Raw genomic sequence first — 15,916 nt, 5'->3', positions numbered from 1 at the left:
TTTTAGAATTAGACTTATCATTTGATAGAAAAAGGGCTGTATCAATCTGTATTTGGTGCAGCCCTTTAGTTTAAACTGTGTTAGGGTATGAAAGAAGCTTTTGTCAAACTTCATCTTTCTATTCTGATAGCCGGAGGAACGGGAATATTCGGAAGGCTGATCACTTTGAACGAGGCGCTGCTCGTGTGGTATCGGATGATGCTTGCCTCGCTGATGTTTGCGGTTTTGCTTGCCGTGTGGAAGAAGCTTCGCAAGGTGACGCTCCGCGATGTTCTGAAGATAGGCGGTGTGGGGCTGCTGCTTTCGGCGCACTGGCTTTTCTTTTACGGGAGCATCAAGGCCTCGAATGTTTCTATCGGCGTGGTATGCCTTTCGCTTATGAGCATTTTTACGGCCTTGTTCGAGCCGGCAATCAACCGCCACCGCATATCTGTGCGCGAGATTCTGTTCAGCCTGGTTGCGGTGATGGGAATTGTGCTGATATTTCATTTTGATACGCGCTACCGCTTGGGCATCTGCATGGGAGTGGTTTCATCCGCTTTGGCCTCTTTGTTCACCATTGTCAACAAGAAGGTTTCGGTGGGATATACCTCGAGCACCATGCTGCTTTATGAGATGGCAGGCGGATTTGTCGGCATATCGTGCGTGTTGCCCTTCTATCTGCATTATTTCCCGGTAGGGACGATTGTGCCCGAGATGAAGGATTTCGTTTATCTGTTTTGTCTTGCATCCGTCTGTACGGTTGTGCTTTACATCCTGCAGATTCAGGTGCTGAAGAAGGTTTCGGCCTTTACGGTCAATTTGAGCTACAATCTGGAGCCTATCTATAGCATCATCGGGGCTATGATTATTTTTCATGAAGCAAAAGATCTGGGCGCGAGCTTTTATTTCGGACTGGGACTGATTATCCTGTCTGTGGTGCTTCAGACGTGCAGTGTCCTGCTCCATCAAAAGAAGATGACTCCTTCAATTTATGTCAAATGGAAACGTTGAGAGTTCGTGTCCGGCAATTGCTGGAAGTATTGAATGAGCGGGTGTATGGAAAAGAGCATGTCATAGCCTTGTCTTTCTTGTCGGCTATGGCGGGCGAGAGCATCTTTCTGTTCGGTCCTCCGGGCGTGGCGAAGAGTATGGTGGCGCGCCGGCTTAAACTGGCTTTCCGTCATGGCGCGGCTTTTGAATACCTGATGTCCCGTTTCAGTACTCCCGACGAGATTTTCGGTCCGGTGTCTATCTCCAGGCTGAAGGATCTGGACAAGTATGAGCGGGTAACAGAGGGCTATCTTCCGACGGCTGATGTGGTGTTTCTTGATGAAATATGGAAAGCAGGACCTGCCATTCAGAACGCTTTGCTGACAGTCATTAACGAGAAAGTCTACCGTAACGGAAACAATCTGCTCCGCATTCCATTGAAGGGACTGATAGCGGCTTCGAATGAACTTCCGGCACAGGGGCAGGGACTGGAGGCGTTGTATGACCGTTTCCTGATCCGTCTGCTTGTGGGAGGGGTGGAAGACGTGTCCGACTTCGACCGGATGGTTCTTTCTTCGGACGAGAGCGAGCCGGTTGTTCCGGAGGATCTGCCGGTAGACAGGGAAGAATATGCGGAATGGCAGCGGCGCATTTCGGAGATAAAGGTACATTATTCTGTATTGGAGGTTATCCATCTGCTGCGCGAGCAGATCGAAGAATACAACGGACGTATCGAGAATGATGCGTCGGGAGTGCCTTATCTGTATGTGTCCGACCGGCGGTGGAAAAAGCTGGTCAGGCTGATGCGGGCTTCTGCCTTTCTGAACGGATCGGATACGGTCCGTTTGTCCGACTGCCTGCTGCTGGCGCATTGCCTTTGGGGCGAGCCGGACCAGATTGACTGGGCTGCGGAGGCGGTGATGGCTTCGGTGAGGAAAAGCATGGAGGGATACATGCTGAATCTTGCGAGTGTGGGCCGTGAACTGGAGAATCTGAAAAGTGAGCTGGCTTCCGTTTCCGGTTTGAATGAAAGCCGTGATCCGGCTCTTCAGCTGGTCGACAATTTTTATTACCAGATAGAGAAAGCGCGCATTCCCGGGCGTCTGCTGCTGTTTGCCGATGATTATCAGAATCTGAACGACAGGGGCAGGCTGTTCTATATGCATAAGGACAAGTATAAAACGAACTGCTATATACTGAAGAAATACGATCCCTCGATGCGGAATAAAGTTCCCCAGTCGAAGATTTATTCTTTGCGCAGGGGATGCCGGTCGGTGCTTGTCAATGACTACGAATATCCTTTGTTGTGTGTGCCGGGAGGCGATGCGGTCCCCGTAAGCGGAGGGATTTCAGAAAAGGCTGTAGAGGAAAAGTTCATTCATCTGGACCGGATGCTTTCGAATGTGGAAGGCGGCTGCCGGGACCTGCTGGATGCGGAGCAGCAGTATTGCCAGGAGCACCTTTTCCTTTCCGCAAAAGAAAAAGAAAAGATGGTGCGGATGTTGCAGGCCCAGCAGGGAGCAGCCGGCCGCTACCGCAACGAGTTTGAAGAGTTGAAGCATGCCTACCGTAAAGAGAATCAGGAATATCCGTCTGAAAGACCTGAAGGCGGTCTATTTGGAGCGTCTTCGCGCTGAGTGCTATGCGAAGCTTGAGGACTGCTTGCGCGAGCAGACCGTGTTTCCGCGCGAGCTGGAAGCGTATGTGTGGGATTATTATCAGAAGACATCGCCTTCCTTGCAGGAGTTCTACTCGCGCTATACTCCCGAGTGGGAGGTGTTTTATGAGAGCGAGCCGCTTTCTCCTTCCGCCATGCTGGATTTCATGAAGCGGATGAAGCCGGCATTTGCAAAGCGTTATCCGCTGTTTGAACTGGATATAGACTATTATATCGGGCGGATGGAGATGCTTCCTCAGGCAGGAAAAGAGCGGAAGGAATTGCAGGAGAGTTTTCTGGACAAGTGGCATCGTCTGCTGAACGCCAAGGAATACGACTACCAGTATCACCACATCGACGAGCTTTGCCGGGGCTTTATCCTGCTCGACAAGCGTTTCGGGCTGAAGACCGAGGCCAGCCAGCCGGGTTCCCGGATCAAGTGGCTGATGCTGAATCATCCCGAACTTTACCGCAGGATATTTCCTTACGAGCGGCAGATGGAAAAGAATGCCTCTATCCGCGAGCTGGTCCGTGTGCTTGGAAAGCGGAGTGCGGGGGAGCGCATGTCGTTTGATTCGCTCTCGGGCATATCGAAAGAAAGCCTGGTGCGCCATGCCGTGCAGAGCGATATTGAAGGAATAACCGTGGGGGATAACCTGAACAGCCTGCTTCCGGCAGAATATTGCTGCCTGTCGGACGAGAAGCTCCATCCGGTCTTTCTCCGGAAATATGTGGAAAAGCGCCTGCAGGTGTTCGATAGCCGTTCGGTGGCCGTTGACAGTTCGAGCCGTTCGGAGCGTCACCCCGTGAGCGGGCAAGGGCCTTTTATCGTTTGTGTCGACACCTCCGGTTCGATGGGGGGACGGAGAGAGATGCTTGCCAAGTCGGCGGTGCTTGCCATTGCCCGGCTTGTGGAAAAGACACACAGAAGATGCTATGTCATCAATTTTGCCGAAGAAGTGCGGACCCTGCTGGTGCGCGATTTCAGAACCGACCTTCCGATGCTGGCCGAGTTTCTTGCGCACAGCTTTGACGGAGGTACGGATATACGTCCGGCCGTCGGCGAGGCGTTGGTGATGCTTCGCAACCAGGGATGGAAGCGTTCGGACGTGGTGCTTATCTCCGACTTTGAGCTTCCTCCCGCCGATGATGCGCTTCTGGAGTCGGTGCGCAAGGCAAAACTGAGCGGCACTTCTTTCTATGCCCTGCTGTTTGGAACGCGCCCCGAACCGGATTATCTGAACTTCTGTGACAAGTATTGGGAAGTACGCTGACGCATCCTGTTTTTTCTTTGTGAGAATATCATTACTTTTGCCTGCTGAAATGTGTTGTATAACTGAAAAAAGAAAATGATTATGGCAAGAGGACTGTTTTCACGCTCCAGCGTTTTGGGCGGATTGGTTGATCTGTGTGCGCTGGCTTGCATCTATATGCTGTGGAATCCGGAAAATACGGTGCTTACCGTGGCGTTCGTAATATGGGGGCTGGTTGTGGCCGTCGATCTGGTTCTCACCGTTTACCGGCTGGTGTTCCGCAGAAAGAAATAAGGAAGGCGGCGATTGCAGAAAAAGCGAAACGCAGGCCGGCGCTTCTTCCCGACGTATGCACATCGGTTTGTTTTCAGCGTCAGCCTGCGTTTTTTTCAGATGTCTGGCAGACAGTGATTATTTCTTGAAATATCTGTTGTACAGACCTTCGAAGCCTTTGCCGTGGCGAGCTTCGTCTTTAGCCATTTCGTGAACCGTATCGTGGATAGCATCCAGATTCAGCTGTTTTGCGCGGGTAGCGATACGCTTCTTGTCTTCGCAAGCTCCGCATTCAGCGTTCATGCGCTTTTCCAGGTTGGTTTTGGTGTCCCATACGCAGTCGCCCAGCAGTTCGGCGAATTTTGAAGCGTGTTCAGCTTCTTCCCAAGCATAGCGTTTGAAAGCTTCAGCAATTTCGGGATAGCCTTCGCGGTCGGCCTGACGGCTCATGGCCAGATACATTCCTACTTCAGTGCATTCGCCCATGAAGTGGTTGTTCAGGTCCTTGATCATTTCTTCATCGCAGCCTTTGGCAACGCCGATGACATGTTCGTCAGCGAAAGTCAGTCCGCCGGCGGTTTCTTCCATTTCCTTGAACTTAGATGCCGGAGCCTTGCAGAGCGGACACTTTTCAGGAGCTGTTTCACCTTCGTAGATGTAACCACATACAGTACAGATAAATTTTTTCATACGTCTAAAAGTTTAAGTTATTAGTTTATATTGCAGTTAGTTAAAACTCAAAATCAGTTTTTCTTGCTCTTCTGTTTCGCGCATTCCGGACAGATTCCTTTGTAGTAGTAGTGGACTTCTTCAACCACATACCCTTCTTCGCCCAGCTTGTCTGTGTCGGTGAGCTCTTCTTTCAGCGGCATGTCGAAAATCTTTCCGCAGCTTCTGCACAGGAAGTGTGCGTGCAGGCTTGTGTTTCCGTCAAAGCAGGCATTGCGCTCGTCAATCGTCAGCATCTTTGCGGCTCCGTGTTCTACAAACAGCTTCAGGGTGTTGTAGACCGTAGTCTTTGAAAGAGTCGGAATCTCTTTGCACAGTGCCATATAAATCTCATCGATACACGGATGCGTTTCATGCTTGAGCAAATAGTCCATAATTGCAATGCGTTGTACGGATGGCTTGATATTGTAATTAAGCAGGTATTCGTAAACGTTCATCTCTTCTTTCAATTATGTAATTGTTACAATTCTAATTCGATGGCAAATGTATAAAGATTTTTTATATTGGCAAAGCCTTGCCTGTTTTTTTTGATTTTTTTACTTTCTTTCTTGCTTTCTTCCTTTGCCGGACATGGCTGGAGGAGGTGTTGAAAATGACGTGTAATCTTGATGAAGATGACGGCTTGTTTTGATGAGGATGATGGGAAAGACTGATGAAGATGACGGGTCATTTTTTTGCCGGAATCAGACGGCATCATTTGTCTTTGCATGCGGGCGCCTTCGGGCGGACGAAAAAAGGGCGAACTTTGCTCCTGTTGTCTGAATATTGCTTATTTTTGTGCATTAAAAGATGTAGATATGAAATATGGTTTTGTAAAGGTTGCGGCAGCCGTTCCCTCTGTAAAGGTTGCTGACTGCAAGTTCAATGCGCAGGAAATAGAGAAGCAGATCGTGATTGCCGACGGCAAGGGCGTGCAGATTGTGGTGTTTCCGGAACTTTCGCTGACGGGCTACTCGTGCGCCGATCTGTTTGCCCAGTCCCTGCTGCTCGAGCAGGCTGAGTTCGCTCTGATGCAGGTGATGAACAACACGCGCCAGCTCGACATCATTTCCATTGTCGGCATGCCCGTAACGGCCGGGCCGGTGCTTATGAACTGTGCCGTGGTGTTTCAGAAGGGCAAGATACTGGGTGTGGTTCCGAAGACTTATCTTCCCAACTATAAAGAGTTTTACGAGCAGCGATGGTTTGCCTCTGCTTCCACGCTTCCGGACAATGCGACGGTCCGTCTGTGCGGCCAGCTTGTTCCGCTCACCGCGAACATTCTTTTCGACACGTCCGACACATGCTTCGGCGTGGAGATTTGCGAGGATATATGGGCGCCCATACCGCCCAGTTCCGGACTGGCTCTGAAGGGAGCCGAGATCATCTTCAACCTGTCGGCCGATACGGAGAATATCAGCAAGCACGCTTATCTCCGCTCTTTGCTCGCCCAGCAGTCGGCGCGATGCCTGGCGGGATATGTGTTTGCCTCTTCGGGTTTCGGAGAGTCTACAACCGATGTGGTGTTTGCCGGAAACGGTCTGATTTATGAAAACGGCAACCTGCTGGCGGCTTCCGAGCGTTTCTCGTTCGAGGAGCAGCTGGTGGTGAGCGAGATTGATGTGGAGCGTCTGCGCGGGGAGCGTCTGGTAAACACCACTTTCGCCGCCAGTGTCCGGGCAAACGCTTCCGGCCAGCCTCTGAGGGTGTCGGCCGAACTGGTGGCTTCGCGCGAGCTGACATTGAGCCGGAGCGTCGACCCGCATCCGTTTGTTCCGTCGGGGAGCAGGCAGCTTGACGAGCGCTGCGAGGAAATATTCTCCATACAGGTGGCAGGCCTTGCCAAGCGTCTGGTGCATACCGGCTGCAAGAACGTGGTGGTGGGCATTTCCGGCGGACTGGATTCTACGCTGGCCTTGCTGGTGTGCGTGAAAACCTTCGACAAGCTGGGCTTGCCGCGCAAAGGGATTACGGGCATCACGATGCCGGGATTCGGAACAACCGACCGCACCTATAACAATGCGCTTTCGCTGATGGCTTCGCTGCAGGTCACGGCAAAGGAGATAAGCATCAAGGATGCCTGCATCCAGCATTTCCAGGATATCGGGCAAGACATGTCGGTGCACGACGTGACCTACGAAAACGGCCAGGCGCGCGAACGCACGCAGGTGCTGATGGACTATGCGAACAAGATCGGGGCGCTGGTTATCGGTACGGGCGACCTTTCGGAGCTGGCTCTCGGATGGGCCACCTACAACGGCGACCACATGTCGATGTACGGGGTGAACGCCAGCATCCCCAAGACGCTGGTGCGCTACCTGGTGGGATGGGTGGCGCAGACCGGCGTGGACACGCTTTCGCGCAACACCCTGCTCGACATCATCGACACGCCCATCAGTCCGGAACTGATTCCGGCGGACGAGAACGGAAACATCAGGCAGAAGACCGAAGACCTGGTAGGGCCGTATGAACTGCATGACTTCTTCCTGTATCATTTCCTCCGTTTCGGCGCGCGTCCGGCAAAGATCTATTACCTGGCCGAGATTGCTTTCCGAAACACATACGACAGTACAACCATCAAGAAATGGCTGACCATCTTCTTCCGACGCTTCTTCTCTCAGCAGTTCAAGCGTTCGTGCCTGCCCGACGGCCCGAAGGTGGGTTCCGTGTCGCTCAGCCCCCGCGGCGACTGGCGTATGCCGAGCGATGCGAGTGCGGCTTTGTGGATGAAGGAGTGCGAAGAGTTGCAGGGGTAGCAAGTAAAAGTCATGGGGATGAAAAAGAATCTGATAAGAAATCTTGCGGGAGTTCTGGCGTTGTGCTGCCCGGCGGCGTGCCTTCATGCGCAGCAGGTTTCGCTGAAGTATTGGAAAGCTGAGGATCATTCCGGGCAGATGAGCATTGAGGTGGCGGGCGATACGCTGGACATCGTTTCGCCGAAAGGGGTGACCTTGTGGTACGCGCCCCGTCTGACCGGGCATTACGAGATTGCGTATCGTGTGTGTGTGCTGATGCAGGGAGGGGCTTGCGACCGGCTGAGTGACCTGAATTGTTTCTGGGGAGCCAACGACCCTCTGCATCCCGGCGACCTTTATGCGCGGGCAGGATGGAGGATGGGAATCTTCCAGCGGTACAAGTCGCTCACGCTGATGTATGTGGGCTATGGGGGGAACCATAACTCAACGACCCGTTTCCGCGAATATTTCGGACGGGGCATGGATACGAAGGATGATGTGACCCGTCCCGTCATTAAGGAGTATACCGACGAAGCCCACCTGCTGAAGCCCAACCGCTGGATGAATATCCGCATCCGTGTGGAGGAAGGGGTTACGACGTATAGCGTGGACGGGGAAGAACTTTTCCGCTATGCCGTGAAGGAAGGCCAGTGTGACGGAAACTTCGGCCTCCGTCTGCTGGAAAACCATGTGCAGGTGACCGGTTTCCGAGTAAAAAAGATTGACTGAGGGCTGTAGAATGGCTGACACCATGAAAAGAATACATTTGCTTTTTGGAACAAGTTTGATTTGCCTGCTTTGTCTGTTGCCCGCAGGTCTGTACGCGGCTCAGGAAAAGGTGCTGGCAAGTTATTTTGACATACTGGTTGATAGCCCGGAAGGGACGGAAGTGACCGGACGCATCCATCTGGAGAGGAACAAGGACGTGCATACGATGCCGGTTCCCGAAGGCTATCACTTTGAGATTCTCCGCCAGCCGGAAGAGGCGCTGTTCCGCATCGAAACCCGGTATGACCTGTCAAAGCGCATGATGGGAGTATTGGAGGTGGATAAAGGGAAAAGCACTCCTTCCGCCCCCCGGAACTATCGGATGATTGTAGCCCTGAAAGACGGGGACAGGCAGTTGGAGAAGTTTGATGTAAACGTGCGCATCGTGAAGCAGACATTGTGGAGCCTGCTTTATGAACGCTATCTTCCGAAGACGCTCAGAAACCCCCGTATGTACGGCAACAAGAAATGTACGGATGCAGAGATTGGAGCCATGATCGAAGAGGTGGAGCGCAATGGAGGAAAGTTCGAGGGCTTCCGTTCGTACGGCACGAAACCGCAGGATTTTGACGGGAGAAATACAATCGAGCACGACTGGACATCCATCGCCAGCAAGATCGGGCAGATGGGCTATGCCTATGCCGCATCGGAGGTATATGGCCCGGAAGGCCGGACGGACAAGCGCGAGCGGTTGAAGAATGCCTTGTATAAGGCTATTCTCGCATATACGAGGTCGGTTCCCGTGGAGGGGGATGACGTGATGATTGACGGGAAGCCCATCGGCGACTGTACGGGCGACGGGTTCAGCCTGCTGGAGGCGGACGGAATCATCGGGCGTCAGGTTCCTACGCACCAGTGGACAATGACCGACCCGCTGGTTGTTCCGGCCTTGCATCTGATGCCCGGTCTGCTTGAGGGCATGAAGAAGGGGGATGAAACCTGCCTGCAGGTGCATGATGCGCTGGTACGTTATTTCCAGATATTCATGTCCGTGATCAAGAGCCGGCGGGCCATCGACAATCCCGACGAGCGCTGGGGGGAAATCCGCGACACGCTCTATTCTTCCGGAGCCTGGGCGGATGCCAATCTCGGGCACCGTTCGCGCACCATGCTGGCCCTTCCGCTTATCTGGGCCGACTATAACCGTCCGATGACATACGTGCAATATTGGTACGAGGACTTTTACGGAGGAAAGCCTTTCGAGGGGTTCAGCTTCCAGCCGGGATGGAGCCCGCACGGTGTGGTGTCTGACGTAAGCTACTGGATGACGAAGTATAACATCCCCGCGCACCGCTATGCCCAGTCCGGCTTCCAGCCCGACGGTACGGTGTCGCATCATATCGGGCACGGTACGGATGCGGCGATGGTGGCATACGGCTTTGAGTGGCTTACGGAGTGTTCGGAGGGATATGCCTGTTTCAGGGACACGCCGTTCAAGATTGCGGACAAGCACTATCAGTTCCAGCTCGACCGCCTGCTGGAGGTGTATCCCAAGTTGTTCTACAAGCAGCGGATGGATTTTCTGGTGGCAGGCCGCTCTTTTTTGCATGATATGCGGCGTTTTGCGCTGAAGACTTATCCGAACGCCGTCCGCAGCCTGTTCAGGGCACGCAGCAGGGATACCCGGCTGGAGAGGGCGGAAGAGCTGGAGGAGGTTTGCCGGAGGCTCAAGGAAAACACTTACGAGCATTCCGGTACGCACGCTTATTGGGTGAACGAGTTTCTGGTGCACCGCCGTGGAGAGAATGAGCCGTCTTTCTATGCCTCCCTCAAGCTGAAGTCCGAGCGTACCGTGGGTGCGGAGGATTTTGACCGCAAGGTCCGTCATTCCTGGCACATGGGATATGGAATCCTTCCGGTGAAGGTGGACGGCGACGAGTATTCGGACAAGGTGCTGAAGAACTTCGACTGGCACGCCTTGCCCGGTCTGACCGAGGAGTGGCGCACCGACCCTTTTCCGCTGGAGGGAGGTTCGCAGGCATCGCTTCCCGGAAAGAACAAGATTGCGGGGGTATTGTCCGACGGGCTGAACGGGATGGGCATCTATCATCATCTGCCGGCGGAAACCTACAGCTCTGCCTCCGCCTTCAAGAGCTATCATTTCATTGAAGACAAAATTGTACTTCTGGCCAGCGGAATCGCCCGGGAAAGGGAGGGGCAGCAGAAGGACATCGCGACTTTCGTTGACCAGACGGCCTTGCGAGGAACGCTTACATGGCACGCCAACGGAAAACGGCATGAAATCGCCCCCGGCGAGTCGGTGAATATAGCCGAACCTGTCGAGGGCGTATGCTGGCTGCATCAGGGCAAGAAGGGATATGTGCTGCTTCCGGAAGGAAAATTGCAGCTGCTGATAAAGACCGGAAAGGAAATCAATGCAACCGACCCCCGGGAGGCGGGAGGAAAACCAAACTTCATCATAGCCATCGGCCACGGATCGGTGCCGGGAGAGGAATGGAGCGACGCTTGCCGCTATATCCAGCTTCCGAACGTCAGTGCGGAAGAAATGCCGGAAAAAGTTGAGGCTTTGCTGGGCAGTCTGGAACTCGTGCAGAAGCCGAAGTCGGCCCATGCGGCCTATTCCGCTGATGAGAAAACCTGGCAATACGCTTTCTTCCGCCCGGACGAGATTGAAGCCGGAGGGGTGAAGGTCGTATCAGACGATGTAGCCGAGATTATGCTGCGTGATATGGGGGACGGATGGGTGCTGTCCGTCGGCAATCCCATGCCCGACGGAAAGAAGCAGACGCTGAGCTTCACGTTGTCCCTTGCCTTGAACCCCGGAGTTTACGCATATCCCGTGCCGGGCATGAATCCTTATGAGGGAGAAACGGTTACGGTGGCATCGGAAGGCGCACGAAGCAGGGTTACGGTAGAGCTTCCCGACATCAGGGATGCCGCGCGTTACGGCTGCCAGTCGGATTTGTACTCCGCCGTTCCCGTTGTGGTGAGGATTCCCAAGGCTTTCTGAGGAGGCATGTAATCCGGGGGAGGAGTTACCGGATGTATTTCCCCACAAACTCCTTCGTCCTCCGTGTATATTCTTCCGGACGGTTGCGGTATGCCTCTGCATGTTCCGTGTCCGGAACGATCCATAGCTCCTTGGGCTGGGGCTTGGCCTCGTAGAGCGGATAGACCATCCATGTGGGCACGTAGTCATCGTCTGCTCCGTGGATGAAGAGCATCGGCTTCGTGCACTTCGCCACCTGCTTCAGCGCTGAGGCCTCGCGGAAGTTCCATCCGTACTTCATGCCGCAGAGCCAGCTCGCGGTGTGGAGCAGAGGGAAGGGAGGGAGCCCGAACTGCGTCTTCAGCTCCTTGCTGAACTCGTCCCATACGCTCGTATAGCCGCAGTCGTCTATAAAGCAGCGCACATAGCCGGGGAGGTCTTCGCCCGACACCATCATCGTTGTGGCTCCTCCCATGGATATGCCGTGTACCGCCATCCGGAGCGAATCGCCGAAGAGAGCCGGAGCCGCGCCGATCCATTGCATCACGTCCAGCCGGTCGAGCCAGCCCATCTGGATGGCCTCGCCTCCGCTCTGTCCCGCATGGCGCAGGTCGGGCATCAGGATGTTGTATCCGAGCGAATGGTTGTACATGTATCCGATGTGGAGCATGTCGGTGGCACGGTTTCCGTATCCGTGAATCACCAGTGCCGTGTTTCCCGTCGGACGGGCGGCATACGCATAGAACGCGTGGAGAGCCGTTCCGTCGGGAGCCGTGACGAACGTGTCTTTCAGTGCTTTGTGCCTCTGCAGGCTGTCTGCCCACGTAGTGATGGCGGGATAGTCCTTGCAGGTTTCGGCGATGGCTTCGCGCACGCTGCGTTCCGGCCTGTCGGGGCGGAGAGCATAGTCAATCAGATACATCCCCCCTCCGATGGAGGCGGCCATGAGAGCCAGCAGCGCAATGCCGGCTCCTGCCAGCAGTTTCTTTTTCATGCGGACCCTCCCTTTCATTCGTTCCAGATGTCCCACGACGCGAAAGCCTGGAGCAGAAGCATCTCAAGCCCGTTCTTCACGATAGCCCCCTGGTCGCTTCCCTTTTTCATGAAAAGCGTGGTGTCGGGGTTGTAGAGCAGGTCGTAGAGCAGATGCTGGGGAGTGAGCAGGGTGTAGGGAATCTGCGGGCACTTGTCGGCCTGGGGATACATCCCTACCGGGGTGCAGTTGACGATAACCTTGTAGTCGCTCATTATCTGGGGAGTGATTTCCTCGTAGGTGACGGTGTTTCCGTTGTGCTTGCTGCGCGAAACGAAGAGCGTTTTGAGCCCCAGCTGCTCCAGTCCCTGGCGGATGGCCTTCGAGGAGCCTCCGGTTCCCAGAATCAGCGCGCCCTTGTGGTAGGGCTCCAGGAGCGGCTCGATGGAGCGCGTGAAGCCGATGATGTCTGAGTTGTATCCCGCCAGCTTCACCTTTCCCTTTGTCCGGTCGATTTTTATCACGTTGACCGCTCCGATTGCGGCGGCCGTATCGTCCAGCCTGTCGAGATAAGAGATTACCTTTTCCTTGTAGGGTATGGTTACGTTCAGCCCTTCCAGGTTCGGGTTTTCGGCGATCACCTTGGGGAGCTCGTCGATGGAGGGGATTTCAAAGTTCACGTATTCGGCGTCGATGTTTTCTGAATGGAACTTCTCGTTGAAGAAGTTTTTAGAGAAGGAGTGGCCGAGAGGATATCCTATTAAACCGTATTTTTTCATGAGTAACCAGTCATAATTAGTTTGTTGTAATGCGTCTGTTTGGGACCGCGTCCGTGTTTCATTTGGTGGCGAAATAGAGCGTGCATATTCCCATTGTGAGCCGTTTGAAGCTCACCTGGCCGAATCCTGCCCGCAGCATGATTTCCTGCATCACCTCGCCTTGCGGGAATGCCTTGATGGATTGCGGCAGGTAGGTGTAGGCGCTCCGGTCTTTCGAGAGGAGTTTTCCCAGTGTCGGGATCACGGCCTTCGAGTAGACGGAGTAGAGCTGCTTCATGGGGAAGCGTTCGGGGGTGGAAAGCTCGAGGATCACCAGGTGTCCGCCCGGAGCGAGCACCCGGCGCATTTCCCTGAGCCCGCGGTCGAGGTCTTCAAAGTTTCTCACCCCGAAGGCTACGGTGATGGCATCGAAGCGGTTGTCGGGGAATGAGAGTGCCGTGCAGTCTTCTTTGGCGAACGAGATCTGGCGGTCGAGCCCCATCTGCTTCACCTTTTCGCGCCCCACGTTCATCATGCCTTCCGAGATGTCCGTGCCCACCAGTTCTTCGGGGTCGAGCATCCGGCAGGCCTTGATTGCGAAATCTCCCGTTCCGGTGGCCACGTCCATGATGCGCCGCGGGCGGAAAGGCTTGAGCAGGTTGATGGCTTTCTTCCGCCAGCTCTTGTCGATGCCCCACGAGAGCAGGTGGTTCAGGTTGTCGTAGGCGGGAGCGATGTGGTCGAACATCTTTTCCACCTGTTCCTTCTTGCTCCCGTTCTTGTCGTAAGGCTTGATGTTTTCTTGAGGATAGTGAGGCATGTTGCAGTTGATGGTTGATGGGTGACAGCCGGCAGTTGGCGTTTTTGTCAACTGTCAGCTGTAAGACTGTAAGTGTTTTTTATTTCAGATAATCCGTCACGTTCTTTTCGATCCGTCCGTTCAGGCTGTCCGTATCCCCTTTCACGAAAGTTTCTCCCGTGAGGTGTTCGTACAGCTCGATATAGCGGTCGCTGATTGACTTCACGATTTCCGGGGTCATTTCGGGCACCTTCTGTCCCTCTTTTCCCTGGAATCCGTTTTCCATCAGCCATTCGCGCACGAACTCCTTCGAGAGCTGGCGCTGCGGCTCTCCGTTTTCGAAGCGTTCCTGGTATCCCTCCGAATAGAAGTAGCGGCTTGAGTCGGGCGTATGGATTTCGTCCATCAGATAGATTTCTCCGTTGTGCTTTCCGAACTCATACTTGGTGTCCACGAGGATCAGTCCGCGTTCGGCGGCGATTTCCGTTCCGCGCTCAAACAGAGCCAGGGTGTATTTCTCGAGGATTTCGTATTCTTCGGGAGTGGCCAGCCCTTTGGCCAGGATTTCCTCCTTCGAGATGTCCTCGTCGTGCAGGCCCATTTCGGCCTTTGTGGTCGGGGTGATGATGGGGTGGGGGAACTTTTCGTTCTCGCGCATTCCTTCGGGCAGGCTCACGCCGCATATTTCGCGCACTCCGCTCTTGTATGCCCGCCATGCGCTTCCGCACAGGTATCCGCGCACGATCATTTCAACGGGGAATCCCTTGCACAGCACGCCCACCGTCACCATCGGGTCGGGAGTGGCGAGCTTCCAGTTGGGGCAGATGTCGGCGGTGGCGTCGAGAAACTTGGCCGCTATCTGGTTGAGCATCTGTCCCTTGTAGGGGATGCCTTCGGGGAGCACCACGTCGAATGCCGAGATGCGGTCGGTTGCCACCATTACCAGTTTTTCGTCGTTGATGTTGTACACATCGCGCACTTTCCCGTGGTACACGCTTTTCTGACCCGGAAAGTGATAGTCTGTCTTAGTCAATGCTTTGCTCATTTCTCTTCTTGTTTAAATTGTTGGATGAATCGGTTTTTTCCTTTCTTGTCTTTTCTTCGAACTTCTCGTAGGCTTCCACGATGCGCGTCACCAGCTTGTGGCGCACGATGTCCTTCTTCGTAAGCTCCACGAAGCTGATTCCCTTCACGTCTTTCAGGATCTTCATGGCCTGCACCAGTCCGGACATCTGCGACGGGGGGAGGTCGATCTGCGTCATGTCGCCCGTCACGATCATCTTCGTGTTCATTCCCATGCGCGTGAGGAACATCTTGATCTGCTGGGCGGTGGTGTTCTGCGCCTCGTCGAGGATAACCACCGCGTCGTTCAGCGTGCGTCCGCGCATGAAGGCGAGCGGGGCTATCTGGATGATGTTCAGCTCCATGTATTCCTTCAGCTTCACGGGCGGGATCATGTCCTGCAGCGCGTCGTAGAGCGGCTGGAGGTAGGGGTCGATTTTCTCTTTCATGTCGCCCGGAAGGAATCCCAGTTTCTCGCCGGCCTCCACCGCGGGCCGGCTCAGTATGATTTTCTTGATTTCCTTGTTCTTGAGGGCGCGCACGGCCAGGGCGATGGCGGTGTACGTCTTTCCCGAGCCGGCCGGACCGATGGCGAATATCATGTCGTTCTTCTCGAACTCGCGCACCAGCTTCAGCTGGTTTTCGCTCCGTGGCGTGATCGGCTTTCCCGTCACGCTGAACACGATGGCGTCGCCCGTCTTCTCTATCTTGGGCATGTTTCCGCTCACGATGTCAAGTATCGCCTCCTCGTTCAGCGAGTTGTAGGTGGCGCAGTGCTTTTCGAGCGCGGTTATCGCGTCTTCGAAGGCGCACATGGCCTCCTCATCTCCCATCACCTTGATGACGTTTCCCCTCGCCACGATTCTCAGTTTGGGAAACAGCGCCTTGATCATCTGCATGTTTGCGTTGTTCACCCCATAGAATATGACGGGGTCGATCTCTTCCAGTACGATATGTTTTTCTATCATTCAGTCAAAATTCGGATTATGCTTGTGTTTCGTTTATTTT

General features: G+C 54.3%; 15 protein-coding genes. 7 read left to right on the top strand and 8 right to left on the bottom strand.

Annotated features, from left to right (window positions below):
• The first annotated feature begins 87 nt into the window (after window positions 1-87).
• From QUW60_RS01835 to QUW60_RS01820, 4 genes are all read left to right on the top strand, one after another.
• On the top strand, window positions 88-993 hold the full coding sequence (locus QUW60_RS01835; protein ID WP_258338385.1) for a DMT family transporter: 906 nt from the start codon (window positions 88-90) through the stop codon (window positions 991-993).
• Entirely contained in the window at window positions 981-2,609 is a 1,629-nt protein-coding gene (locus tag QUW60_RS01830) for an AAA family ATPase (RefSeq protein ID WP_258338386.1), read from the top strand. The genes QUW60_RS01835 and QUW60_RS01830 overlap by 13 nt, the downstream gene beginning before the upstream one ends.
• Window positions 2,533-3,903 carry a vWA domain-containing protein gene (locus QUW60_RS01825; protein WP_289558237.1) on the top strand — a complete coding sequence of 457 codons (1,371 nt, stop codon included), beginning with the start codon at window positions 2,533-2,535 and terminating at the stop codon, window positions 3,901-3,903. Before QUW60_RS01830 ends, QUW60_RS01825 begins: the two co-directional genes overlap by 77 nt.
• Window positions 3,904-3,984: 81 nt before the next feature.
• Window positions 3,985-4,176, top strand: a complete 192-nt coding sequence (locus tag QUW60_RS01820; RefSeq protein WP_258338388.1) for a hypothetical protein — start codon at window positions 3,985-3,987, stop codon at window positions 4,174-4,176.
• 117 nt (window positions 4,177-4,293) lie between these two features.
• Here QUW60_RS01820 and QUW60_RS01815 read toward each other — a convergent pair whose 3' ends face one another.
• From QUW60_RS01815 to QUW60_RS01805, 3 genes are read right to left on the bottom strand one after another with little or no spacing between them, the layout of a single operon-like run.
• On the bottom strand, window positions 4,294-4,845 hold the full coding sequence (locus QUW60_RS01815) for an NADH peroxidase (protein ID WP_258338389.1): 552 nt from the start codon (window positions 4,843-4,845) through the stop codon (window positions 4,294-4,296).
• A gap of 53 nt (window positions 4,846-4,898) precedes the next feature.
• Window positions 4,899-5,321, bottom strand: a complete 423-nt coding sequence (locus QUW60_RS01810; RefSeq protein WP_258338441.1) for a Fur family transcriptional regulator — start codon at window positions 5,319-5,321, stop codon at window positions 4,899-4,901.
• A gap of 23 nt (window positions 5,322-5,344) precedes the next feature.
• On the bottom strand, window positions 5,345-5,593 hold the full coding sequence (locus QUW60_RS01805; RefSeq protein ID WP_289558236.1) for a hypothetical protein: 249 nt from the start codon (window positions 5,591-5,593) through the stop codon (window positions 5,345-5,347).
• Between the two features lie 88 nt (window positions 5,594-5,681).
• On the opposite strand from QUW60_RS01805, the gene QUW60_RS01800 reads away from it, so the two are divergent.
• Genes QUW60_RS01800 through QUW60_RS01790 form a run of 3 tightly spaced genes read left to right on the top strand, consistent with a single transcriptional unit; the run spans window position 5,682 to window position 11,337 of the window.
• The gene (locus QUW60_RS01800; RefSeq protein WP_289558235.1) at window positions 5,682-7,619 is read left to right on the top strand and encodes an NAD(+) synthase; all 1,938 of its coding nucleotides are present in this window, start codon (window positions 5,682-5,684) and stop codon (window positions 7,617-7,619) included.
• A gap of 18 nt (window positions 7,620-7,637) precedes the next feature.
• A complete protein-coding gene (locus QUW60_RS01795) occupies window positions 7,638-8,327 on the top strand; it encodes a DUF6250 domain-containing protein (protein WP_289558234.1) in 690 nt (229 codons plus the stop codon).
• Window positions 8,328-8,349: 22 nt separating this feature from the next.
• A complete protein-coding gene (locus QUW60_RS01790) occupies window positions 8,350-11,337 on the top strand; it encodes a polysaccharide lyase family 8 super-sandwich domain-containing protein (RefSeq protein ID WP_289558233.1) in 2,988 nt (995 codons plus the stop codon).
• 25 nt (window positions 11,338-11,362) lie between these two features.
• On the opposite strand, the gene QUW60_RS01785 is transcribed toward QUW60_RS01790, so the two are convergent.
• The 5 genes from QUW60_RS01785 to QUW60_RS01765 form a co-directional block, all read right to left on the bottom strand.
• Window positions 11,363-12,310, bottom strand: a complete 948-nt coding sequence (locus QUW60_RS01785; RefSeq protein ID WP_289558232.1) for an alpha/beta hydrolase — start codon at window positions 12,308-12,310, stop codon at window positions 11,363-11,365.
• A 14-nt stretch (window positions 12,311-12,324) separates the two neighbouring features.
• Window positions 12,325-13,068: a shikimate dehydrogenase family protein gene (locus tag QUW60_RS01780; protein ID WP_258338395.1), complete on the bottom strand. Its 744-nt coding sequence runs from the start codon at window positions 13,066-13,068 to the stop codon at window positions 12,325-12,327.
• A 58-nt stretch (window positions 13,069-13,126) separates the two neighbouring features.
• Window positions 13,127-13,867, bottom strand: a complete 741-nt coding sequence (ubiE, locus tag QUW60_RS01775) for a bifunctional demethylmenaquinone methyltransferase/2-methoxy-6-polyprenyl-1,4-benzoquinol methylase UbiE (protein WP_258338396.1) — start codon at window positions 13,865-13,867, stop codon at window positions 13,127-13,129.
• Between the two features lie 79 nt (window positions 13,868-13,946).
• Window positions 13,947-14,891 (bottom strand): phosphoribosylaminoimidazolesuccinocarboxamide synthase, encoded by a 945-nt coding sequence (locus QUW60_RS01770; RefSeq protein WP_289558231.1) that lies wholly within the window; start codon window positions 14,889-14,891, stop codon window positions 13,947-13,949.
• Window positions 14,872-15,876 carry a PhoH family protein gene (locus QUW60_RS01765; protein WP_258338398.1) on the bottom strand — a complete coding sequence of 335 codons (1,005 nt, stop codon included), beginning with the start codon at window positions 15,874-15,876 and terminating at the stop codon, window positions 14,872-14,874. Before QUW60_RS01765 ends, QUW60_RS01770 begins: the two co-directional genes overlap by 20 nt.
• Between the last annotated feature and the right edge of the window lie 40 nt (window positions 15,877-15,916).

It is taken from the genome of Bacteroides gallinaceum, assembly GCF_030373775.1.
Lineage (GTDB): Bacteria > Bacteroidota > Bacteroidia > Bacteroidales > Bacteroidaceae > Phocaeicola > Phocaeicola excrementipullorum.
Note: the sequence above shows the minus strand (reverse complement) of the source record. Positions and strands in the feature narration are given on the sequence as shown.